This is a genomic window from Bradyrhizobium sp. i1.15.2 (assembly GCF_040548425.1).
Classification (GTDB): Bacteria; Pseudomonadota; Alphaproteobacteria; order Rhizobiales; family Xanthobacteraceae; genus Bradyrhizobium; species Bradyrhizobium canariense.
The window spans coordinates 150,193-171,719 of sequence record NZ_JBEPRQ010000010.1; the positions used below are offsets into that span (position 1 = coordinate 150,193).

The following is a 21,527-nucleotide window of genomic DNA, read 5'->3' on the forward strand; positions in this document are numbered from 1 at the left end:
TGAGGTTTTCGCCCAAATAGCGGGCGAGGCTGCGGTTTTCCGCCCAATCCGGCGATCGGCCGGAGCTGTCCAAACGTCGGCTAACGCCCTTCCGAACCTTGGGCCCGGAAGTCGCCGGGGGCCATCCCGTAGGCGGCGTTGAAGACTCGGTAATAGGTCGCGAGGCTGTCGAAGCCGCAGGAGGTCGCGATGTCGGCGATCAACCGGTCCGGGGCTTCGCGCATCAAGCGGCGGCTCCGGTTCAGGCGTTCCTCCGTCACGGTTTGCGAGAAACTCTTGGCCGCGCTTTCGAACAGCATATGCAGGTGACGCACGGAGATGCCGAGCAGGTCGGCCACCATGGTCGGCGCCAGATTTGGGTCTTGCAGGTGGCGCGCGATCAGGCGCCGTGCGTGCGAGAGCCGGGCGGTCCGCAGCGCGGCCTGCCCGAGGCGGCCGCTGGACCGCAGGATGCCGCGCTCGATCAACGCCAGATGGGCTAAAGCCTGGACGAGGGAAGCGGCATCGGCGGCGCCGTCGTCACCTGCGGCAACCGCACCGAGATCGGCGAAGCAGGCGCCAAGCAGGGGCGCCAGGGTGGAATCGTCGAACGTCCGGGGCGCAAGCTCGCGCATGCGCTTGTCCTGCGTGGAGAGGCCGATCACGGGAATCTTCAGGATCCGCAGGTGGAAGCCTCCTGCGCCGAGGGGCGTCGTGCGATAGGGCAGGTCCGTATGGCTGGTGGCGAAGCTGCCATTGGCGATCGTGAAATCGCTGCCGCGCATGCCGCCGAACCAGCCGCCGCTGCCAAGCTGCTGATAGACGCAGATGCTGTCGCCCGGCGCGTGAGCGATGTCGGTCATGCTGCGCTCGACATTGTAGTGCGAGGCCTTCAGCTCGACGAGGCCCGCTCCGCCAAGCTGACGCAGCGAGAATTCGCCGAAGAAGTCGGCGCGGCGTTCGCGCTCGAGTTCGGCGGTGACGCCGAACAGGCCCTTGGCGCGCACCTCGCGCCAAAAGTCGAAGCGATCGTGCGGCTCGACCTCGTCGGTGCACCAGCGATACACGGCGGCCCCTCGCTTCCAGCGGAATTGCCCACAAGAATTGATTGAGAAAAAGCAGATTCCAGCGGGATCTGCCATAGGCTAGACGACAGAACCTGAGTCCTCAGGGCTGTTGAACCAGCGCTATGGCTGGGCCGACTATCACATCAACGACGCGGTTCCCATGAACCGCTGTTCGAAGGAACCGGCGTGGGCTGTTCTTGAGGGATTTTCGATGACGCGTCGGCTTTTCAGAGTACTGGCAGCGCTTGGCCTCGCGGCCGGCCTCAGCGGTTTCGCGCTTCCCGCCTGTGCCGAGAAGCGCGTTGCGCTCGTCGTCGGCAACAACGACTACAGGAATGTTCCGAAACTGCTCAAGGCGGTCAACGACGCCCGCACCATGGGCGATACGCTAAAGCAGCTCGGCTTCTCGGTGATGGTCGCCGAAAACCAGAGCCGGCAGCAATTTTCGGAGACGCTGCTCGCGTTCGATCGGACGATCGAGCCCGGCGACACCGCGTTCTTCTTCTATGCCGGCCACGGCTTCGAAATCGCAGGCCAGAACTACCTGCTGCCGACGGACGTGCCGGCGGCCACGGAAGGGCAGGAAGAGCTGGTGCGTGACGCCTCCATCCTGGCCGATCGCATCGTCGAGCGCCTCCAGAACAAGAAGGCGCGAACCTCGATCCTGGTGTTCGACGCCTGCCGCAACAACCCGTTCGAGCGCAAGGGTACCCGCGCCGTCGCCGGTGGCGGCGGGCTTGCCTCGATGGTGCAGCTGCCCGAAGGCGTGTTCTCGGTCTTCTCCGCGGGCCCGCGCCAGACCGCGCTCGACCGTCTCTCCAATGACGACGCCAATCCCAATTCGGTGTTTACGCGCACCTTCGCCAAGGAACTGCTCCAGCCCGGCGAGAACCTGGTGCAAGTGGCGCAGCGTACGCGCCGTCTCGTCAGCGAGATGGCCGACACCGTCAAGCACAGGCAAGTGCCGGTCTATTTCGATCAGATGGTCGATGACGTCTTCCTCGGCGGCGTCGCGAAGGATGCCGCCGCGCGCCCGGCCGATCCGCCGGCGCAGAAGCTCGCGGCGCTGCCACCGGTCTCGGTGCCGCGCGTGCCGAAGGAGGAGACCACCAACGCGCCGATCGCGAGCTTCTCGCGCCACAATGGCGGCTGGAGCGTGGTGTTCTCCTTTGCCGATCCGACCCTCGGCGTTTCCTGGCGCATGGCCGGCAATGGCGACTTCCGCGAAACCGGCTTCATCGATACGCTCGACCCGCGCACGCGCAAGAGAATGCCGAACCCGTCGATCGAATTGCCGCCGGACGCGCAAGCCGGCACCATCGAGGTCCGCTATGTCGACCAGTCCGGTGACATGCAGGGCCCGTTCCCGATCAGGTTCAATCCCGAAGCCGCGCTGATCCGCGACCAGCGCAAGATCCTCGACATGACCGCGACGAGCTGGCTGTCATTCCGCGAGTTCAACGGGCTGCTGGTCTACTACACGCACCTCGTGTCCTACCGCTGCGCCATCCGCGAGGTGCGCATCGGCATCGACACCGCCGTTCCGAACCAGGTCTTGAAGATGCCGGGCTGCGACATGCGCGATCCCAGCGCGATCAGCGCCGGCATGCCGCTCTACATGAAGCTCGCGCCGGCAACGCAGTTCATCTCGGTGGAGCTGACCTATCGCGACGGCAGCGTGTCGGAGATCAAGAGCTTCCGCAGCGCGAACCGCAGCAACAATTGAGGTGTCGAGCAGGACGCGTCCGCCGTAGCTATTCGCGGCGCTTCCTGATGAAGCGCTTGACGGCCTCGATCAAGGGCGGAGTCGGCAAGAAGAACGCGCCCATCGCGATCGAGATGATGACGCGGCGCAGCAGGAACTTCTCCTACTCCTCGTACGGATAACCGTTCTGTTCGATGCGCACCGGCGCAAGCGGCGGCCTGCGCGGTGCGATCATGATCAAGACGAAAAGCACGTTGATCAGGATCCAGACGCCGAGCAGTATGAGGATTGTCTGCACTGCCATGTCCTGAATCAGTCGGAATTGGTGGCAAGGCTAACGGCCATTCACAATCGCGGCAAATGAATCTTGCTTGCTGCACTGCACAGAAACCTTGACCCGTAAATGAGGGCCCGGCCGTGAAACCCGTACCTCGCAGCATCCCCAGGGCTCTTCGTTGAAAGTGCGGTGCTGCATCGTCGGCGGCGGACCGGCCGGCATGATGCTCGGCTATCTCCTCGGGCGCGCCGGCATCGATGTTGTGGTGCTGGAGAAGCATGCGGATTTCTTCCGCGACTTCCGCGGCGACACCGTGCATCCCTCGACACTCCAGGTGATGGACGAGCTCGGCCTGATCGACGGATTTCTGAAGCTGCCGCATCAGCGCTTGCAGAAGATGGACGGCCTGTTCGGCGGTACCCCCGTTCGCATCGCCGATCTCAGCCGCCTCCGCACCAAGTACCCGTTCATCGCTTTCATGCCGCAATGGGATTTCCTGAATTTCCTGCGCGAGGCCGGCCAGCGCTTCGCTTCGCTGAAGGTGATGATGAACACGGAGGCCGTCGATCTGATCCGCCACGGCGAGACCATCGCCGGCGTGCGGGCGAACACGCCTGATGGCATCGTGGACATCGAAGCCGATCTCACCATCGCCTGTGACGGCCGGCATTCGACCGTGCGACAGCATTCCGGCCTCGAGGTCGAGGAGATCGGCGCGCCAATGGACGTGCTGTGGTTTCGCGTCGGCCGCAAGGCGAACGAGACCGAGAACGTGTTCGCGCGCGTCGAGCCCGGCAAGATGATGATCACCTTCGACCGCGGCGACTATTGGCAGTGCGCCTATGTCATCGCCAAGGGACAATACGACGCGGTGAAGGCGAGGGGATTGCAGGCGCTGCTTGACGAGGTCGTCCGCATGGCGCCGATCCTGAAGAACGGCATTGCCGACGTGAAGAGCTTCGACGATTTCAAGCTGCTGACCGTTGCGATCAACCGCCTGAAGCGCTGGACGCAGCCGGGCCTGCTTCTCATCGGCGACGCCGCCCATGCGATGTCGCCGGTCGGCGGCGTCGGCGTCAATCTCGCCGTGCAGGATGCGGTCGCGACCGCAAATTTGCTGGCGGACAAGCTGCAGCACGGCTGTCCGTCGGAGAACGAGCTCGACGCCGTGCGCCGTCGCCGCGAATTCCCGGTGAAGATGACGCAGCGAATGCAGATGATCGTGCAGAACAACATCATCAGCGGCGCCTTGCGAGGCGGCGACCGGCCGTTGAAAGTGCCGCTGATCGTGCGCCTGATCACCGCGCTGCCGTGGCTCCAGGGCATTCCGGCGCGCCTGATCGCGCTTGGCGTCCGGCCCGAGCACGTGCAGTCGAAGGCTGCGGCGGCACGGTAGCGCAAGGACCCGGTAGGGATAACGCGGCGTTAAATCGCGCTCAGGGCGTTGCCTGCGTACAACAGTTCAGATGGATTGAAGGCGCGCTGCTTGCCAATCCGGCGTCTTAACTGTCTTGATTCAAATTTGAGTAAGACCTGCGTGTGAGCGTGCACCCATCAAAGGACACGGGGTGTACCATGCGTACCAAGTTGATTGCCGCCTTCGCCTGCACGACCGCTCTGGTTTCGACGGGCGCCGCTTCCGCCGCCGATCTCGGCGCGCGCTACACGAAGGCGCCGGCCTATATGGAGTCGATGTTCAACTGGACCGGCTTCTATGTCGGCGGCCACATCGGCGGCGCATGGACCAACGAGCAGTTCATCAACAACGGGACCGGCGCGCCGTTCGGCGATCTGACCCTGGGGCAGGGCTACCGTCAGCGCAGCGCCGGCATCATGGGCGGCGCCCAGATCGGCTACAACTGGCAGGCCAACAACTACGTCTTCGGTATGGAAGGCACGATCTCCGGCCTCGACAACAAGGGCACGGTCGTGAACACGGCATTTGCTCCGGGCGGCAACGTCTTTGATTGGCGCGCCAATGTGCTTGCCACCGTCGTCGGTCGCGCGGGCTTCGCCGTGCAGAACAACCTGTTCTACATCAAAGGCGGCTATGCCGGCGTGAACAACCGTCTGTCGGTCACCGATACGGTCGGTCCGGCCACCGGTTCCGGCGGTCAAACCCATTGGGCCAACGGCTGGACCGTCGGTGCCGGCTGGGAATACGGCATCACCCGCAACTGGATCGTCGGCCTCGAATACAACTACGCAGCCTTCGCCAGCCAGACCTATCAACTTGGCGGCACGTCGGGCAACTACAGCTTCGATGCCAAGCCGCGCGACATCCAGTGGGCCGTCGTGCGCGCCAGCTACAAGTTCGACGCGCCAGTCATCGCCCGCTACTGAGTGGGTCAACGAACGACCAAGCAGCCATAAAAGACGATCACTACCCAAATTCAAAAGCCCCGGCATTGTCCGGGGCTTCTTTTTTGTGTGCAGGTTTATCGCGTACGATCTACGCCATCACCGAGAACCCGCCATCGACGGGGATCGCGGTGCCGGTGACGAAGTTAGAGGCGGACGAGGCAAGGAACACGGTAATGCCGGCGAAATCGTCGATGTCGCCCCACCGCCCCGCAGGCGTGCGTGCCAGCACCCGCTCGTGCAATCCCGATACCTGCTGCCGCGCACCGCGGGTCAGGTCAGTGTCGATCCAGCCCGGCAGGATGGCATTGACCTGGATGTTGTCGGGCGCCCATGCGTTGGCGCAGGCGCGCGTGTACTGAACGATGCCGCCCTTGCTCGCCGCGTAGGCCGTCGCGAAGCTCGCGCCGAAGATCGACATCATCGAGCCGATGTTGATCACCTTGCCGTTGCCGGACGCCTTCAGCGCCGGATAGGCCAGCTTCGAGCACAGGAAGGCGCTGGTGAGGTTGGTGTTGATCACCGTATTCCACTCGTCGAGCTCGAGCTCGTGCGGCGGCTTGCGGATGCTCATGCCGGCATTGTTGATGAGGATGTCGATGCGGCCGAGGTCCCCGACGACACGCTCGACCATCGCGGCGATGGCCGCCTTGTCGGTGACGTCGGTGGGAACACTGATCGCCTTCACGCCGCGTTGACTGAGATCGGCAACGGCGGCGGTAGATTTGGCTTCGTTGCGTCCGACCACGGCGATGTTGGCGCCGGCGTCGGCGAGGCCACGGGCCATGCCGAGCCCGATGCCGCCATTGCCTCCCGTGACGATCGCGACCTTGCCGCGGAGATCGAACCGACTGGATGTCATGCTGCTATTCCCTGGTTTCTTTTATTGGTTGCTCTGCCAGATCAGCACCAGCCCGAAGCCGGCCATGGCTGCGCCATAGCCGGCCCATTGCAACTGGTTGACCATGAAGCTCGATCGCGGCCACGCGACGGTGCCCGTGCCCTGTCCGATCCAGAGCAGCCCGACGGCAAGGGCAAACAGGCCTGCTACAAGCAGAAATCTGCGCATGCATTCCTCCCCATTGGTCCGCTCTGTCGTGCCGCAGCATGACGATAGCCGCGGCCCGAAAACTTGCCGGGAGACTAGCCGTAGCCGTGGTCGGGATACAATGGCTGCTGATGCAGGCCGCAGGGTGAATGCATGTCCACGCAAGGTCCGCTGAAGCACCGTACAACGAAAAAGCCCCGGCGATGCCGGGGCTTTGACGTCTGAAGATTAGGTCAGATCAGATCAGTACTTCGCGACGACCGGACCGGTCCAGTTGAAGCGGTAGACCAGCGAAGTCGAGATCGTCTGGTTCCAGGTGTTGGCGCGGATGTCGCGGCCCACAAGGACGTTGCCAGCATCGAACAGTTCGTTCTGGGTCTTGGCGTTGTAGAAGGCCGAGCGATATTCGGTCTTCATGAACCAGCCGGGCGACTGGATGCCGAAGATGTTCAGGTTGTTCTCGACGCCGCCGCCGACGAACCAGCCATTGCGGTTGTAGCTGTTGAGATGGATACCGGCGGGCACGCCGGCCAGGGTCATGAAGTTGGTCTGGCCGAAGTGAGCGCCCGAGTAACCGCCGTTGACGTAGGAGAGAACGTTCGGAGCGACCAGCCAGCCGAGGCGGACACCAGCGGCCCAGGAATCTTCCAGCTTCTGGTTGCCAGTGATGCCAGCGATCGGATCCTGGATGGTAGCACGGATGCTGCCGAACTGACCGTCAGCGAATACGCCGGCGACCCAGGTGCCGCTGAACTGCCAGTCGTAGCCGAGACCGACGGTGCCGAACCAGCCCGAGCCACCCTGGCGCTGATCGATCGTCAGGGGAACTGCGCCGACCGTGGTCTGCACGCGCTGGTCAGCGGCCGAGAGGCCGCCGCCGGCGCCGCCGAAGAGATAGAAGCCGGTCCAGCTGGCGACAGGCGCTGCCATCGGGGCCTTCACGTAGGGACGGGCGCCAAGGTCAGCGGCCGAGGCCGAACCGGTCATCGCGGCAACCGCGGTCAGTGCGAGCAAAATCTTCTTCATCTTAAAATCCCCAAGCTTTGGTCTGTCTGGCAGGCGCGAGCGCACTGAAGTCCGTGTCATCTGATGTCCCGGACTATACCTGCTTCTCTCCGAAATGCTGTTGCAGAGCAGGCACAGTTGCCGGGAAACGCCGCACGGCAGGGATTCCGAGTGTCGCTGTCGAAGTATGAAATAACCCTGCATTATCAAAGTGATACGCCGAATTTTGCGATTTGTATTTTGGTAACTTCTCGTTAGTGAATCCGGCTTTGTCCGAAACGGAGGCAATCCTGCATCAGCCTGACTGGGTGAGTCGTTGGCCGAGTCGCGATGCGACGAGGCAGGGAATCACCGAAATCGAGGCGGACCGTTGGCAGGATCGGCGGGCAGGATCGGCGGGAAAGAGCGGTTGTCGTCCCCAAAAACAAAAGAGCCCCGGGCTTCATGCCGGGGCTCTGGATGGGATACGACCGGGTAGCGCCTGCGGATCAGACGTCCAGCAAATCGTCATTGGCGAATTCGGCCTTGTCCGAGATGAACGCGAAGCGCGCTTCGGCCTTGGTGCCCATCAAGCGCTCCACCGAATCCGCCGTGGTGTCGCGGTCGTCGGCGAGCAGAACCACTTTCAGCATGGTCCGCTTTGCCGGATCCATGGTGGTTTCCTTGAGCTGCGCCGGCATCATTTCGCCGAGGCCTTTGAAGCGATTGACCTCCACCTTGGCGTTGGCGTTGAACTCGCTCTTGATCAGCGCTGCCTTGTGCGCGTCATCGCGGGCGTAGACCGACTTCGTGCCGTTGGTCAGCTTGTAGAGCGGCGGCACGGCGAGGAAGAGATGGCCTTCGTCGATCAGCCGCGGCATCTGCCGGTAGAAGAAGGTGATCAGCAGCGAAGCGATGTGCGCACCGTCGACATCGGCGTCGGTCATGATGATGATGCGCTGATAGCGCAGATCCTCTTCGCGATACTGCGCGAGCATCCCGCAGCCGATCGCCTGCACGAGGTCGGCGAGCTGCGTATTTGCCGTCAGCTTGTCCTTGCCGGCGGACGCGACGTTGAGGATCTTGCCGCGCAGCGGCAGCACGGCCTGGGTTTTGCGGTCGCGCGCCTGCTTGGCGCTGCCGCCGGCCGAGTCTCCCTCGACGATGAAGAGTTCCGAGCCGTCCAGACCGGCATCGCTGCAATCGGCGAGCTTCCCGGGCAGACGCAGCTTCTTGCCGGCGGTCTTGCGCGCGGTCTCCTTCTCTTGCCGGCGGCGCAGCCGCTCCTCGGCGCGGTCAACCACGAAGTCGAGCAGCCTGTTCGCCTGGTTCGGATTGCCCGACAGCCAATGGTCGAACGGATCCTTCATCGCCTGTTCGACGATGCGCTGCGCTTCGGCCGTGGCAAGGCGATCCTTGGTCTGGCCCTGGAATTCGGGCTCGCGCACGAATACCGAGAGCATCACGGCTGCGCCGACCATCACATCTTCAGACGTAATGGACGACGCGCGCTTTCCCTGGCCGACGCGCTCGGCGTGATCCTTCAGGCCGCGCAGCAGCGCGCTGCGCAGGCCGGATTCGTGCGTACCGCCGTCGGGCGTGGGCACGGTGTTGGTGTAGGAGGAGAGGAAGCCGTCGGCATCCGCGGTCCAAGCCACCGCCCATTCGCAGGCGCCATGCGCGCCGTTGCGGCCCGATTTGCCGGAGAAGATGTCGGGATGCACCAGCGTGTCGGCATGGATCGCGGCGGCCAGATAGTCCTTGAGCCCACCTGGAAAGTGGAACGTCGCTTCCGCCGGCACGTCGTCGACGCCTTTGAGCAGTTCGGGCGCGCAATTCCAGCGGATCTCGACACCGCCGAACAGATACGCCTTCGAACGCGTCATCTTGAACAGGCGCTGCGGCTTGAACGCGGCTTTGGCACCGAAGATATCGGTGTCCGGCTTGAAGCGCACGCGGGTTCCGCGGCGGTTGTTGATCTTGCCGAGATCCTCGAGCTTGCCCTTCGGGTGCCCGCGCTCGAACGTCATGCGATAGAGTTTCTGGCTGCGCGCGACCTCGACCTCGAGCAGCGAGGAGAGGGCGTTCACCACGGAGATGCCGACGCCGTGCAGGCCGCCCGAGGTCTCGTAGACCTTGGAGTCGAACTTGCCGCCCGAATGCAGCGTGCACATGATGACTTCGAGCGCCGACTTCTTCGGGAATTTTGGATGCGGATCGATCGGGATGCCGCGGCCGTTGTCTGTGACGGTCAAAAAGCCGTCCGCGCTCAACTCGACTCCGATGAAGGTCGCGTGCCCCGCCAGCGCCTCGTCCATCGAGTTGTCGATAACTTCGGCGAAGAGGTGATGCAGCGCCTTCTCGTCGGTGCCGCCGATATACATTCCGGGCCGGCGGCGCACCGGTTCCAGACCTTCGAGCACCTCGATGTCGGCTGCCGTGTAGTCGGCCTCGGCGCCGCCCGCACGTGGGGCGGCCTTGGCGGCGCGGGGCTTGGGCTCATCGCCGCCGAAAAAATCGTCTTTTGCTTTGGGCTTCAACTGCTTGGACATATATCTTTATGCGCTTTGAGGGCCGCATGAGCGGCGAATCGGTTGGGCCGACTATGCCACTTCTGACCTGGAAAGGTTATCGCAGGCCGGGCCGGGCGGTGTGGTTGGGAGCCAATCCCGGCGATTTTACGCCGCAGCCCCATCAATTCCCGCCAATGTGACGTTCCGGTCCGGTCTGGATCGGACTTTGTGACTTGATGTCACACAAGTCCTTGGCTTACCAGTCCTTTTCATCGAGCAGCACCTTCAGGCAGGGCGGAAAGGCTATTTTGAATGGAGCAGTATGCGCACGCGCTGGCCGATTTCGTGCGCGCTCATCAGACGTGGGCAGCTCCCATCGTGTTCGTGCTCGCCTTCGGGGAGTCACTCGCGTTCATCTCGCTGCTGATCCCGGCCTGGGGCGCGCTGGTCGCGATCGGCGCGCTGATCGGGGTGAGCGGCATCAGCTTCTACCCGGTCTGGATCGCCGGCGGCATCGGCGCAGCACTCGGGGACTGGGTCTCCTACTGGTTCGGCTATCGCTACAAGGAGCATGTCGCCCAGATGTGGCCGCTCTCGCGCTATCCGGAACTCCTGCCCAGGGGTGAGGCTTTCGTGCGCAGCTGGGGCGTGCCGAGCATTTTCATCGGACGCTTCTTCGGCCCCTTGCGTGCCTCCGTGCCACTTGCAGCCGGCATTTTCGAGATGCCCTATTGGAGCTTCCAGGCCGCCAATTTCGTCTCGGCGCTGATCTGGTCGGCGGCGCTGCTGCTGTTCGGCGACGTGATCGCGAAGATCATGGAATGGCTCTGGCGCGTGGTGTGACAAAGCGCGCGGCTTGGAAGGTCGTGGAGAAACTTAAAAGTTGTTCTTTCCGAGAGTGCGGCTGGTAATTTTCACCTGCTAGTTGAGCTGCCGACCTGACGGCCGAGCGCTCAGCATATGATCGTACGAATTTGTTCAGCTTTTCTGGCAGCATCGCTACTCTCGTCGCCGTGCATGAAACTGCGTGCCGCCGAGTCACCGGATAGCGACGGTAGGCCCGGCTGGATCGACCCGGGCTGGCGCCGAACGGTGGCCCGCGATGCCGTTAGCTTCGATGAGAACGGGCTCAGCACCGAGGTCTTCGAGTTCGAAATCAAGGCGCTCGACGAGAAGGGCGCAGCAGCCATCGCGCAGCAACGTTTTCAATACAACAGCTATTTTGACGATTTGACGTCAATCGAGCTTGCCACTCTCAAGGCAGACGGCGGCGTGGTCGCGGTGGATCAGCGCGCCATTCGCGATCAACCGGCATCGACAGATTCCTCATCTCCCTATTTCGACGAGGTGCGCGACAGGATCATCGCCTTTCCGCATGTTGCTCCCGGCGACAGCATCCGCGGGCGTCTGGTCTACAAGGCCAAGCAGCCGAGATTTCCGGGTGAGTTTGCGCGCTTTTGGAGCGAGCCGGCTAACCAGCCACCCGAGTTACTCGAAGTGACCGTTGACGGACCGGCATCCAGGCCGCTGCGGATCGCATTGCGCAACGTCGAGCACCATGAAGAGAGAGTGAACGATCGGATCATCCATCGGGTGCGTTTCCGGCGAGACGCGCCGAGACCCCGGCAGATCGACGAGGAGACTCTCGCGGGTGCAGAGCGTTTCGAGGTGAGCACGTTTGCTGACTATTCCGCTTTCGCGGCGACGCTGAACTCCCGCAACGCCCCCATGGCGCGACCGGATGAGAGGATTACACGACTTTCGCAGGAGATCGTCGGCGACGCCATCGGCGCACGCGCGAAGATCGAGCGCATCTACAATTGGGTGGCCCGTAATATCCGCTACGTCGGCATTGGCCTCGAGGACGGCGGCTGGACGTCTCAGCCCGCCTCGGCCGTGCTTGCGTCGCGCTATGGCGACTGCAAGGCGCACGCGACACTGTTCAAGGCGCTGCTCGCCGCCCAGGGCATAGAAGCCAATCTGGTCGCGGTGAACTCGGACGCAAGGTACATGCTCACCGAAGTGGCGACGCCAAATTTTGACCACGCGATCGCTTACGTCCCGGAGATTGACCAGTACCTCGATCCGACAGCCTCTCTCTTTGCCTTCGGATCGCTGCCGCCGGAGCTTGCGGGCAAGCCGGTCCTCAACATCGACAGAGGTGCCTTGGGCCGCATCCCCATGACCGAGCCGGCGCGCTTCCGGCTGGCCGCGGAAACGGACTACGTCCTTGGCAAGGACGGGAAGCGCGAGGTCCGGTCGATCCTGTCCGGGACAGGCGTCGGTGCACAATTAGGACGCGTGGTCGCGCAGGGCTTGGATGATGCGGATCGGCGGATGGCCGCCAGCCGGCTGATCGAGCAGGCCGGCCTGACCGGCACCGGTGATTATACTTACCCCAATCCGCGCGAGCTGACGGACAACTACGCCATCACGTCAACATTTCAGATCAGCAAAGCCCTCGAAGTTGATCGGCCCACGCGCGTCAGGATGTTGCCTTTGACGGATCCAAGGCAATCGCTCTTGCGGTTGGTTGCGCGCCAGGCGAGCGGGCGGCCGTTTGTTTGTCGGCCGATGGAATACCGCGAGGCCGCTTCGCTCACGATTCCCGAAAACACTTTCTTCTACGAAAAACCGGCGCCGGTCGTCTATTCGGCGACTTTCGAGGGCAGGACAGGCTACGGAGACGTTCACGGCCGGATTGACGTGAGTGGTACCATTGACCTCGATGGCCGAACCATTCGTTCCAACGCAGTTCTTCGCCTTACACTCGATGCGCCGGTCTGTCCGGCAGAGTTTGCTCCGGCAATCGAGAAAGGGTTCGATAAGCTTGACGAGTTCAAGTACGGGCTGATCGGCGTGACCTCGAAAGGCGGATCCTCGGTCATCGACGTCAGCGCCGACTTCAAGGACGGCGTGAGCGCATATCTTGCGCATGATTTTGAACGCGCGATGGAGCGCTTGAAGCCGCTGGCTGAAATCGGAAGCGCACGTGCGCAATTCTATCTGGGAGCGATGTACCGGAACGGAAGTGGGACTAAGCGCAATAGCGCGGAGGCCATCAAATGGTTTCGCCTGTCTGCCGAACAGGGCGATGCCTACGGCCAGGAGAGTCTTGCGTACGTCTATGAGATGGGCCTGGGTACAGCTCGCGACGAGAAGCAGGCGGCCGACTGGTACGCCAAGGCGGCGGATCAGGGGAACGCTTTTAGCCAATCCCGACTTGCAGCTATGTACTGGGACGGACGCGGCGTTCCCCAAGACTTCTCTTTGGCTTTCGATCTGTTTTCGAAGGCGGCTGACCAGGGCTTGACGTTCGCGCAAACACGTCTGGGCCTCTTGCACATCAAAGGCGAAGGCGTGCCGCAGGATCTCGCCAAGGGTATATCCTTGCTGCGCAAGGCCGCTGATCAGAACGACGGGTTGGCCCAATACAATCTGGGGTGGGCGTATGAGAGCGGCACGGGCGTGTCCAAGGACACCCGGCAGGCGATCAAGTGGTACAGCAAGGCGTCCAATCTTGGAAACGGCCAGGCAAGCGCCCATTTATACGAGCTAACCCGCGCAGGTTCCTTTTGGGAGATTCTCTTCAGCCAGCTCGGCATGGCCAGGTGGTAGCGACGGCGAGTGCAGGCCAGCCGATCGAGCGCACCGGCCCCCTCTCTTGGCTACGGCAGCCCGGAATGACCGGTTCCAATACCTTGACGGCTCGCCGATCTGGCCTTATAGCCGCCCGCCATGATCAACGCCGCGACCATTTTGTTCGCCCGCCGCCGCCGCCGCTCTTTAGCGGTTTGGGCGGTCGATCGCGTTTGAGATCATCGTCTTTGCCGCTGGATCCGATCCGCGGCATTCTCTCTCCTGTCAGCGCGATCTGATCCGGCGGCCCCCAAGGAGGCCCAGCAGGAGACAACGATGTACACGCCACCCTTTTTCAAGCAAGACCGCGCCGCGAGCCTGAAATTTGCGGACACGCGCGGCTTCGGCACCGTGTGCGCCTTCGACGGCCACAAGCCGGTCGCCTCGCCAATTCCGTTCTATCTGACCTATGCCGCGGACGGCACGCCGCAGGCTGCCTTTCATGTCGCCCGTCACAATCCCCTGCTAAAGCTTGCGGACGGGACGAGCTCCTGGCTGCTCGCGGTCAACGGCCCCGATGCCTACGTGTCGCCGGACTGGTACGTCTCGCCGGATCAGGTGCCGACCTGGCTGTACCAGTCGGTGCATCTCAGCGGGCCGGTGCGGCTTCTGTCGGATGACGAGCTGGCGGTGCAGATCGACACGCTCAGGGAGAAGTTCGAAAACTGGCTGTTGCCGAAGACGCCATGGACGTCGGGCAAGATGACGGCGGGGCGGCTCGAGGCGATGAAGAAGGCGATCGTGGGTCTGGTCATGGCGGTTGAAGAGGTCGAAGGCAGCTTCAAGCTCAACCAGCACAAGTCCGACGCCGACTATACGGCGATCGCCAACGCTCTTGGCGCGCAAGCCCATGCCGACGCCAGGGAGATTGCGCAACTGATGCAGGACGTAAGGCCGGAAGCCTTCGCATCCGAGACCAACATGCTCGAAAGGAGCGCGCCATGACCTTTTCTGAAGCCAGCCTCGTTGACACCAAAAACGCCCCGAAGACGGGCGCTGCGACGAAGCCCGCCACCGTCTTCGTCGACGGCGGCTCCGGCACCACCGGGCTCGGCATCAACGAGCGGCTGAAGCTGCAGAACGACGTGGTCGTGAAGACGATCGCCGAGGACAAGCGCAAGGATCCCGCCGCGAAGAAGGCACTGATGGAGGAGGTCGACCTCGTCATCCTCTGCCTGCCGGACGATGCTGCCAGGGAAACGGTTGCGCTGATCGACAGCATGGGGCCGTCGGGGCCGAGGGTGCTGGATGCCTCGACCGCGTACCGGGTCGCGCCCGACTGGGCCTATGGCTTTCCGGAACTGACGCCGGATCAGGCTGGCAAGATCAAGGCTGCGAAGAAGGTCTCCAATCCCGGCTGCTATCCGACCGGCGCGATCGCGCTGCTGCGACCGATCGTCGATGCCGGCCTGCTGCCTGCGGACTATCCCGTCACCGTCAATGCGGTGAGCGGCTATTCCGGCGGCGGCAAGTCGATGATCGCGACTTTCGAGGACGGCAGCGCGCCGTCCTTCGAACTCTACGGCCTCGGCTTCGAGCACAAGCATCTGCCGGAGATGCAGCTCTATTCGAACCTGACCCGGCGGCCGATCTTCATCCCTTCCGTCGGCAATTTCCGGCAGGGCATGCTGGTCTCGGTGCCGCTCCAGCTCGACACGCTGCCCGGCAAGCCCAGCGGCGCCGATCTCCACGCCGCGCTGGCAAAGCGTTACGCCGGCTCGAAATACGTCTCGGCGATGCCGCTTCAGAACGAAGCGACCAAGGGCGGCAAGCTTGAGCCGGAAGCGCTCAACGAGACCAATATGCTCGAGCTCTACGTCTTCGCCAGCGACAAACATCACCAAGCGGTGCTGGTCGCCCGGCTCGACAATCTCGGCAAGGGCGCCTCCGGCGCGGCCGTGCAGAACATGCGACTGATGTTGGGCCTTGCCGACGAGTAGCCGATCGAGCGTTGCTCGCGAGGCCAGCCCGGCGGACGAAGCGATGCTGCAACTTTCGGCCCGGCAAGACGATCCAGTGACGCCTGAAAGGAACGCGTGATGAGCTCGAAGAAGATCGGCATTCTCGGCGCCTCCGGTTACACCGGGGCCGATGCGGTGCGCCTGTTGGCGCGGCATCCGAATGCCGAGATCGTCGCGCTCACCGCCAACACCCACGCCGGCAAGTCGATGGGCGAGGTGTTTCCGCATTTCTTCATGCTGGATTTGCCCCAACTCGTGGAATGGGAAGAGGTCGACTGGAGCAAGCTCGATGCGGTGTTCTGCGGGCTGCCGCACGGCACCACGCAGCAGATCATCGCGGCCGTGCTGAAGGCCAACCCGAAGATCAAGGTCCTCGACATGTCCGCCGATTTCCGGCTGCGCGACAAGGACACCTACGCGCAGTGGTACGGCCACGAACATCAGGCACTCGAGTTGCAGGGCGAAGCCGTTTACGGCCTGACCGAATTCTATCGGGAGAAGATTGCCGCGGCGCGGCTGGTCGCCTGTCCCGGCTGCTATCCGACGGCAGCGTTGTTGGCGCTGGTGCCGCTGGCGAAAGCAAATCTGATCGACGTCGATGACATCCTGATCGACGCCAAGTCAGGCGTCACCGGCGCCGGACGCGGCCTGAAACAGAACACGCTATTCAGCGAGGCGGGCGAGGGGATTTCGCCGTATTCGGTCGGCACGCACCGGCATGCGCCGGAGATCGAACAAGAGATCGGCGTCGCGGCGGGCGCGAGCGTGACCGTCAATTTCACGCCGCATCTCATACCGATGTCGCGGGGCGAGCTCTGCACGTCCTACGTCAAGCTCAATGGCGCGACGCCGGACGATTTGCGGGCCGCCCTCGAGAAAGCCTACGCGAACGAGCCGTTCGTGCATGTCGTCAAGAAGGGCGTGCTACCGCAGACCCAGAACGTACGCGGCTCGAACTATGTCCAGATCGGTGTCATCGCCGACCGGATCAAGAACCGCGCCATCGTGATTTCGGTGCTTGATAATCTGGTGAAGGGCTCGGCCGGTCAGGCGATCCAGAACATGAACCTGATGTTCGGATTTCCCGAGACCGCTGGACTGGAGCAGATCGCGCTGTTTCCCTGATCGGAGTGGCCGCCGTGGACCAAGGGACTCTGCAATTCTATCGGAGCAACGCCAGGTCCTATGCGGACTGGGCGAAGGCGCCCTCGACGCGGCTGCGAGGCTTTCTCGCTCTGCTGCCGTCCGGCGGCTCGATCCTCGAGCTCGGCTGTGGCGCCGGCAATCATTCGGCGGTGATGCTGGCCGAAGGTTTTTCGGTGCGCGCCACCGACGGCTCGCCTGAAATGGCCGAGATCGCGTCGCAGCGGCTCGGTCATGCCGTCGAGGCGATGCGGTTCGACCAGCTTGACGCGCACGAGGCCTATGACGGCGTCTGGGCCAGCGCCTGTCTCCTGCACGTACCGCGCGACGAACTCGCCGGCATCCTGGCGCAGATTCGTCGCGCGCTCAGGCCGTCAGGCGTGTTCTACGCCAGCTACAAGATGGGCGAGGGCGATGGCCGGGACAGTCTCGGGCGCTATTACAATTATGCGTCGCCGGAATGGCTCGAGGCGACCTACGCCAGCGCAGGTCCATGGATCACGCTGTCGTCGGACAGGAACGTGATCCAGAGCTTCGACGAGACGCCGGCGAACATGCTGCATCTCGTCGTTCGCAAGGCCTGATTTCAGACTACAAGGCCTGATCTCAAACCACCTTGAAGATCGCGACGGCCAGCACGGCCTGCGCGATGAAGCCGACGGTGAAGGCCAATGTGCGGAACACCGGGATCCCGAGCGCATAGACGATCAGATGCGCGACGCGGGACCAGAAATAGACGGCGCAAGCAAGCACCGTCCATTTCGAGGAATAGTCGATGGCGTTCAGGATCAGCACCAGCGGCGCGAACAGCACGAGGTTCTCGACGGCATTGTCATGCGCGAACATCAGGCGGTTCGCCCATTCCGACTGCGGCTTGTCGGTGCGCGAGGGATTGGCCATCGCGCCACCGAGGCCGCGAATCTGGCAGCGGTTGATGGTGTAGGGAATCCAGAGGATTCCAGTCAGGACCACCGTCAGTGTCAGCCAGAACAATTCACGCGTCATAACCCGGTCCCCTCATCAATTTCTGCCGCAGGCGTGGAGCTTATACGAAAGCGCGGAAGATTCTGCTATGCGCGAACCCTGACATAGCTGCCGGGCGCGTCCTCGATCGGGGGAAACGCCTCGCTGCCGACCGTGCGGGCCGGGACTTCCTCGGGATCGAGTGCGCCCAGCCATTGCCGCCAGTCCGGCCACCACGAGCCCTTGTGCTCGACCGCGCCCTTCATCCACTCGGCGACATTGGCGGACTTCACGTTGTCGTTGGTCCAGTACTGGTATTTGTTCGAGGCGGGCGGATTGACCACGCCGGCGATGTGGCCCGAGCCGGACAATACGTATTTCACCGGACCGCCGAAGAACTGGGAGCCGTACAGCACCGATTCTGCCGGCGCGATATGGTCCTCGCGGGTTGCGAGATTGTAGATCGGCACCATGACCTTGGAGAGATCGAGCAAGGTGTTGTCCAGCACCAACGTGCCGGTCGAGAGCCGGTTCTCAAGATAGCAATTGCGCAGATAGTACGAATGGTTCGACGCGGTCATGCGCGTCGCGTCCGAATTCCAGTGCAGCAGGTCGAACGCGCTCGGCTGTTGGCCCTTGAGGTAATTGCTGATGACATAGGACCAGATCAAATCGTTGGAGCGCAGCATGTTGAAGGCCATCGCCATCTTCGAGCCTTCGAGCACGCCGGCCGCCTTCATGTCCTGCTCGAGGGATGCGATCTGCTCCTCGTCGACGAACACGAGCAAATCACCGGCATGGGTGAAGTCGACCTGTGCCGCGAAGAATGTCGCGGACGCCACACGCTGGCGGCGCTTCTCGGCGAGCCAGGCCAGCGTGGTCGCGAGCATGGTGCCGCCGACGCAATAGCCGGCGGTGTGCACCTTCATCTCGCCGGTGACCTTCTCGATCACGTCCATCGCCGTGAGCGGGCCTTCCTTCATGTAGTCTTCCCAGCTCTTGGCACCGAGCCGCTTGTCGGGATTGACCCATGAGATCACGAACACGGTGATGCCCTGATCGACGCACCACTTGATGTAGGATTTCTCCGGCTTGAGGTCGAGGATGTAGAACTTGTTGATCCAGGGCGGGATGATCAGGAGCGGCGTCCGCAGCACGTTCTCCGTCGCCGGCGCATACTGGATCAGCTGCATCATCTCGTTCTGGTAGATCACCTTGCCGGGCGTCGTCGCCATGTTCACGCCGACGACGAGATTGTCCGGGTCGGACTGACGGATCTTCAGCGTGCCCTTGCCGGCGGCGATGTCCTCGGCCAGCATCTTCAGCCCGCGCGCGAGATTTTCGCCGCTGCTGGCCACCGTCGCGCGCAGCACTTCCGGATTCGTTAGCACGAAGTTGGACGGCGACATCGCGTTGGTGAGCTGCTGGACGTAGAACTCGGCCTTGCGGCGTGTCTGCGGATCGAGCCCCTCGGCGTCGCGCACAAGCTCCTGCGCAAATTTGGTCGTGAGCAGATAAAGCTGCATCACGAAATCGAAGAACTGGTTCGACTTCCATTCCGGATCGGCAAAGCGCTTGTCGCGCGGCGAGGGCGCGATCGCGGGCGGGGCGTCCTGACCGGCCATGCGGCGCGCCGCCGAGCCCCAGAGGTCGAGATAGTCCTTGGCGAGCTTGGTCTGGAGTGCGGAAGACCGCGACGTATCCGACAGCCAGTATTCGGCGACGGCGGTGAAGGTCTTGACGACCTCGGCTAGCTCGGCCGGCGGACGATCCTGCACCTCGCCGCTTTCGCGCGGCTTCAGGTACGCGGCGAGCGCCTTGCCGCCGCTCTCCATCGCCCGCGCGACATTCATCGCGAAGGCTTCCGCATCGAACTTCGTCTCGGGTTTGGGCGTATCGATCGTGGCCATACTCATGAGCAGAACAGTAACGATTCATTCCGTATTCGTCACCGCGAAGCTCGCATGTTTGGCGTTAAACACTCGCGAAGATGTGTTGCAGTGCGACAAATTTTCTTGGTTCCGTCACAATCGAGCCGCACCGCTCGGCTTGGTGGGTATCTGGGCTATTTTCTCGCTCGCACCATTTGGGCAGCAATGGTTTGAGCTTGGGCGCGGGCTTGGGTAAGGTTGCCCGGGGCCGTGCTTTGGGACGAAGTGGGGATTTCCCTAGTGTTGGCGTTGAGGGACCTGCAAAAGTCGCGGCGGATCTGTGGCGCGCTGCTGATGGTGGCGCTCGCCCTAGGCGGCTGCTCGAGTCAGCTTGCGGATATGACGCCTTCCGATGCGCAAGCGCATCCCAGGGAGGCCGGGAGCTATCTGCCGGTGCACGATCTGCCTCCGGATCGCGATCAGGCGGTCATCCCGCCGGACCAACGCGCCAAGATCGAGGCCGAGCTTGCTGCCGCGCGCGACCGTCAGGCGGTCGCCACCAAGGACGCGAAATAGGGCCCTGCAAGGTAATCGCTGGCGCCTCCGCCTCGCCGTGCTAAAAGACCTTAGTTCAGCCGAGAGTCAGGGCGAACGACTTCAGTCAACGTCGTCGATAATTGCTCTAAGTATTTGATCTTGAGTAATTTTCGCGAAGGACGCAGGCGCCTTCCGCCTGGTCTTTATGTCCTGTCGATTCTGTCCTGACCGGTTGCCCGGAGCCGAGAGAGCCATGGAAGAGTTTTACCGCATCCGCCGCCTTCCGCCTTACGTATTCGAACAGGTCAACCGGGCCAAGGCAGCCGCGCGGAATGCCGGCGCCGACATCATCGACCTCGGCATGGGCAATCCGGACCTGCCGGCGCCGGCGCATGTGCTGGAGAAGCTGAAGGAGACGCTGGGCAAGCCGCGCACCGACCGCTACTCGGCCTCCCGCGGCATCCCCGGGCTGCGCCGGGCCCAGGCCGGCTACTACGCCCGCCGTTTCGGCGTGAAGCTCAATCCCGACACCCAGGTGGTGGCGACGCTCGGCTCCAAGGAGGGCTTTGCCAACGTGGCGCAGGCGATCACCGCGCCCGGCGACGTCATCCTTTGTCCCAATCCGAGCTACCCGATTCACGCCTTCGGCTTCTTGATGGCGGGCGGCGTGATCCGCTCGGTGCCCTCAGAGCCGACGCCGCAATTCTTCGAGGCGGTCGAGCGAGCGATCGTGCATTCGATCCCGAAGCCGCTGGCGCTCGTCGTCTGCTATCCTTCGAACCCGACCGCCTATGTTGCGAGCCTCGACTTCTACAAGGACCTGGTCGCGTTCGCGAAGAAGCACGAGATCCTGATCCTGTCCGATCTCGCTTATGCCGAGGTTTATTTCGACGAAAGCAACCCGCCGCCCTCGGTGCTCCAGGTGCCGGGCGCGATGGACGTCGCCGTCGAGTTCACCTCGATGTCGAAGACCTATTCGATGGCTGGCTGGCGCATGGGCTTCGCGGTCGGCAACGAGCGCGTGATTGCGGCACTCGGCCGCGTCAAATCCTATCTCGACTACGGTGCGTTCACGCCGATCCAGGTCGCAGCGACCGCCGCGCTGAACGGACCGGACGATTGCATCAAGGAGATGCGCGACACCTACCGCAAGCGGCGCGACACGCTGGTGGAATCGTTCGGCCGTGCCGGCTGGGAGATCCCGCCGCCGGAGGCGTCGATGTTCGCCTGGGTGCCGCTGCCGGAAGCCTTCCGCAGCGTCGGCAGCATGCAGTTCGCGACCCTGATGGTGGAGAAATCCGGTGTCGCGGTCTCGCCCGGCGTCGGCTTCGGCGAGCATGGTGAAGGATATGTCCGTATCGCCATGGTGGAAAACGAGCAACGGATCAGGCAGGCCGCGCGCGGCGTGCGCCGCTTCCTTGAAAGCGGCATCGAAACGTTGCACAACGTCGTTCCGCTCGCCACTCGGCGTTAAGTTCT

The 21,527-nt window shown here is 63.1% G+C and carries 19 protein-coding genes; 11 read left to right on the forward strand and 8 right to left on the reverse strand.

What is annotated here, in order from left to right; translation table 11 throughout:
- Nucleotides 1-80: 80 nt before the first annotated feature.
- Complete coding sequence (locus ABIB80_RS19995) at nucleotides 81-1,046, reverse strand: AraC family transcriptional regulator (RefSeq protein ID WP_354128168.1); 966 nt, start codon at nucleotides 1,044-1,046, stop codon at nucleotides 81-83.
- Between the two features lie 211 nt (nucleotides 1,047-1,257).
- Between ABIB80_RS19995 and ABIB80_RS20000 the strand changes: the two genes are divergently transcribed.
- On the forward strand, nucleotides 1,258-2,772 hold the full coding sequence (locus ABIB80_RS20000; RefSeq protein ID WP_354128169.1) for a caspase family protein: 1,515 nt from the start codon (nucleotides 1,258-1,260) through the stop codon (nucleotides 2,770-2,772).
- Nucleotides 2,773-2,914: 142 nt separating this feature from the next.
- Here the strand turns inward: ABIB80_RS20000 and ABIB80_RS20005 are convergent, their stop codons facing one another.
- Nucleotides 2,915-3,055: a hypothetical protein gene (locus ABIB80_RS20005; RefSeq protein ID WP_245285860.1), complete on the reverse strand. Its 141-nt coding sequence runs from the start codon at nucleotides 3,053-3,055 to the stop codon at nucleotides 2,915-2,917.
- Nucleotides 3,056-3,206: 151 nt separating this feature from the next.
- Here ABIB80_RS20005 and ABIB80_RS20010 point away from each other — a divergent pair, with 151 nt between their 5' ends.
- Complete coding sequence (locus ABIB80_RS20010) at nucleotides 3,207-4,424, forward strand: FAD-dependent oxidoreductase (protein ID WP_354128170.1); 1,218 nt, start codon at nucleotides 3,207-3,209, stop codon at nucleotides 4,422-4,424.
- A 179-nt stretch (nucleotides 4,425-4,603) separates the two neighbouring features.
- The gene (locus tag ABIB80_RS20015) at nucleotides 4,604-5,371 is read left to right on the forward strand and encodes an outer membrane protein (protein ID WP_007591542.1); all 768 of its coding nucleotides are present in this window, start codon (nucleotides 4,604-4,606) and stop codon (nucleotides 5,369-5,371) included.
- Nucleotides 5,372-5,480: 109 nt separating this feature from the next.
- Here the strand turns inward: ABIB80_RS20015 and ABIB80_RS20020 are convergent, their stop codons facing one another.
- The 4 genes from ABIB80_RS20020 to parE form a co-directional block, all read right to left on the reverse strand.
- Nucleotides 5,481-6,251: an SDR family NAD(P)-dependent oxidoreductase gene (locus ABIB80_RS20020; RefSeq protein WP_007591541.1), complete on the reverse strand. Its 771-nt coding sequence runs from the start codon at nucleotides 6,249-6,251 to the stop codon at nucleotides 5,481-5,483.
- 21 nt (nucleotides 6,252-6,272) lie between these two features.
- Nucleotides 6,273-6,458, reverse strand: coding sequence for a hypothetical protein (locus ABIB80_RS20025; RefSeq protein WP_007591540.1), 186 nt, complete (start codon nucleotides 6,456-6,458; stop codon nucleotides 6,273-6,275).
- A 222-nt stretch (nucleotides 6,459-6,680) separates the two neighbouring features.
- Nucleotides 6,681-7,463, reverse strand: a complete 783-nt coding sequence (locus tag ABIB80_RS20030) for an outer membrane protein (RefSeq protein WP_007591537.1) — start codon at nucleotides 7,461-7,463, stop codon at nucleotides 6,681-6,683.
- Between the two features lie 467 nt (nucleotides 7,464-7,930).
- Nucleotides 7,931-9,973 carry a DNA topoisomerase IV subunit B gene (gene parE, locus ABIB80_RS20035; RefSeq protein ID WP_247286189.1) on the reverse strand — a complete coding sequence of 681 codons (2,043 nt, stop codon included), beginning with the start codon at nucleotides 9,971-9,973 and terminating at the stop codon, nucleotides 7,931-7,933.
- 273 nt (nucleotides 9,974-10,246) lie between these two features.
- Between parE and ABIB80_RS20040 the strand changes: the two genes are divergently transcribed.
- The 6 genes from ABIB80_RS20040 to ABIB80_RS20065 all read left to right on the forward strand — a co-directional run bounded on the left by ABIB80_RS20040 (nucleotide 10,247) and on the right by ABIB80_RS20065 (nucleotide 17,261).
- On the forward strand, nucleotides 10,247-10,777 hold the full coding sequence (locus ABIB80_RS20040; protein WP_354128171.1) for a DedA family protein: 531 nt from the start codon (nucleotides 10,247-10,249) through the stop codon (nucleotides 10,775-10,777).
- 174 nt (nucleotides 10,778-10,951) lie between these two features.
- The gene (locus tag ABIB80_RS20045; RefSeq protein ID WP_354128172.1) at nucleotides 10,952-13,552 is read left to right on the forward strand and encodes a DUF3857 domain-containing protein; all 2,601 of its coding nucleotides are present in this window, start codon (nucleotides 10,952-10,954) and stop codon (nucleotides 13,550-13,552) included.
- 297 nt (nucleotides 13,553-13,849) lie between these two features.
- Entirely contained in the window at nucleotides 13,850-14,518 is a 669-nt protein-coding gene (locus tag ABIB80_RS20050) for an FMN-binding negative transcriptional regulator (RefSeq protein WP_007591532.1), read from the forward strand.
- Nucleotides 14,515-15,513, forward strand: a complete 999-nt coding sequence (gene argC, locus ABIB80_RS20055; protein WP_007591530.1) for an N-acetyl-gamma-glutamyl-phosphate reductase — start codon at nucleotides 14,515-14,517, stop codon at nucleotides 15,511-15,513. The genes ABIB80_RS20050 and argC (ABIB80_RS20055) overlap by 4 nt, the downstream gene beginning before the upstream one ends.
- Before the next feature lie 99 nt (nucleotides 15,514-15,612).
- On the forward strand, nucleotides 15,613-16,659 hold the full coding sequence (argC, locus tag ABIB80_RS20060) for an N-acetyl-gamma-glutamyl-phosphate reductase (protein ID WP_007591529.1): 1,047 nt from the start codon (nucleotides 15,613-15,615) through the stop codon (nucleotides 16,657-16,659).
- A gap of 14 nt (nucleotides 16,660-16,673) precedes the next feature.
- Nucleotides 16,674-17,261 carry a class I SAM-dependent methyltransferase gene (locus tag ABIB80_RS20065; protein WP_007591528.1) on the forward strand — a complete coding sequence of 196 codons (588 nt, stop codon included), beginning with the start codon at nucleotides 16,674-16,676 and terminating at the stop codon, nucleotides 17,259-17,261.
- A gap of 22 nt (nucleotides 17,262-17,283) precedes the next feature.
- On the opposite strand, the gene ABIB80_RS20070 is transcribed toward ABIB80_RS20065, so the two are convergent.
- Nucleotides 17,284-17,682, reverse strand: coding sequence for an MAPEG family protein (locus ABIB80_RS20070; protein ID WP_007591527.1), 399 nt, complete (start codon nucleotides 17,680-17,682; stop codon nucleotides 17,284-17,286).
- Between the two features lie 65 nt (nucleotides 17,683-17,747).
- On the reverse strand, nucleotides 17,748-19,556 hold the full coding sequence (locus ABIB80_RS20075; protein ID WP_007591526.1) for a PHA/PHB synthase family protein: 1,809 nt from the start codon (nucleotides 19,554-19,556) through the stop codon (nucleotides 17,748-17,750).
- A gap of 255 nt (nucleotides 19,557-19,811) precedes the next feature.
- Between ABIB80_RS20075 and ABIB80_RS20080 the strand changes: the two genes are divergently transcribed.
- Nucleotides 19,812-20,087 (forward strand): hypothetical protein, encoded by a 276-nt coding sequence (locus ABIB80_RS20080; protein WP_035992760.1) that lies wholly within the window; start codon nucleotides 19,812-19,814, stop codon nucleotides 20,085-20,087.
- A 214-nt stretch (nucleotides 20,088-20,301) separates the two neighbouring features.
- Nucleotides 20,302-21,522 carry an LL-diaminopimelate aminotransferase gene (locus ABIB80_RS20085; protein WP_007591524.1) on the forward strand — a complete coding sequence of 407 codons (1,221 nt, stop codon included), beginning with the start codon at nucleotides 20,302-20,304 and terminating at the stop codon, nucleotides 21,520-21,522.
- Nucleotides 21,523-21,527: the final 5 nt, after the last annotated feature.

Excerpts from the sequence above, each read along its gene's own strand:
- ABIB80_RS20000 (WP_354128169.1), top strand. The coding sequence starts at position 1,258 with ATGACGCGTCGGCTTTTCAGAGTACTGGCAGCGCTTGGCCTCGCGGCC.
- ABIB80_RS20005 (WP_245285860.1), bottom strand. The coding sequence starts at position 3,055 with ATGGCAGTGCAGACAATCCTCATACTGCTCGGCGTCTGGATCCTGATC.
- ABIB80_RS20015 (WP_007591542.1), top strand. The coding sequence starts at position 4,604 with ATGCGTACCAAGTTGATTGCCGCCTTCGCCTGCACGACCGCTCTGGTT.
- ABIB80_RS20020 (WP_007591541.1), bottom strand. The coding sequence starts at position 6,251 with ATGACATCCAGTCGGTTCGATCTCCGCGGCAAGGTCGCGATCGTCACG.
- ABIB80_RS20025 (WP_007591540.1), bottom strand. The coding sequence starts at position 6,458 with ATGCGCAGATTTCTGCTTGTAGCAGGCCTGTTTGCCCTTGCCGTCGGG.
- ABIB80_RS20030 (WP_007591537.1), bottom strand. The coding sequence starts at position 7,463 with ATGAAGAAGATTTTGCTCGCACTGACCGCGGTTGCCGCGATGACCGGT.
- parE (WP_247286189.1), bottom strand. The coding sequence starts at position 9,973 with ATGTCCAAGCAGTTGAAGCCCAAAGCAAAAGACGATTTTTTCGGCGGC.
- ABIB80_RS20040 (WP_354128171.1), top strand. The coding sequence starts at position 10,247 with ATGGAGCAGTATGCGCACGCGCTGGCCGATTTCGTGCGCGCTCATCAG.
- ABIB80_RS20045 (WP_354128172.1), top strand. The coding sequence starts at position 10,952 with ATGAAACTGCGTGCCGCCGAGTCACCGGATAGCGACGGTAGGCCCGGC.
- ABIB80_RS20050 (WP_007591532.1), top strand. The coding sequence starts at position 13,850 with ATGTACACGCCACCCTTTTTCAAGCAAGACCGCGCCGCGAGCCTGAAA.
- argC (WP_007591530.1), top strand. The coding sequence starts at position 14,515 with ATGACCTTTTCTGAAGCCAGCCTCGTTGACACCAAAAACGCCCCGAAG.
- argC (WP_007591529.1), top strand. The coding sequence starts at position 15,613 with ATGAGCTCGAAGAAGATCGGCATTCTCGGCGCCTCCGGTTACACCGGG.
- ABIB80_RS20070 (WP_007591527.1), bottom strand. The coding sequence starts at position 17,682 with ATGACGCGTGAATTGTTCTGGCTGACACTGACGGTGGTCCTGACTGGA.
- ABIB80_RS20075 (WP_007591526.1), bottom strand. The coding sequence starts at position 19,556 with ATGAGTATGGCCACGATCGATACGCCCAAACCCGAGACGAAGTTCGAT.
- ABIB80_RS20085 (WP_007591524.1), top strand. The coding sequence starts at position 20,302 with ATGGAAGAGTTTTACCGCATCCGCCGCCTTCCGCCTTACGTATTCGAA.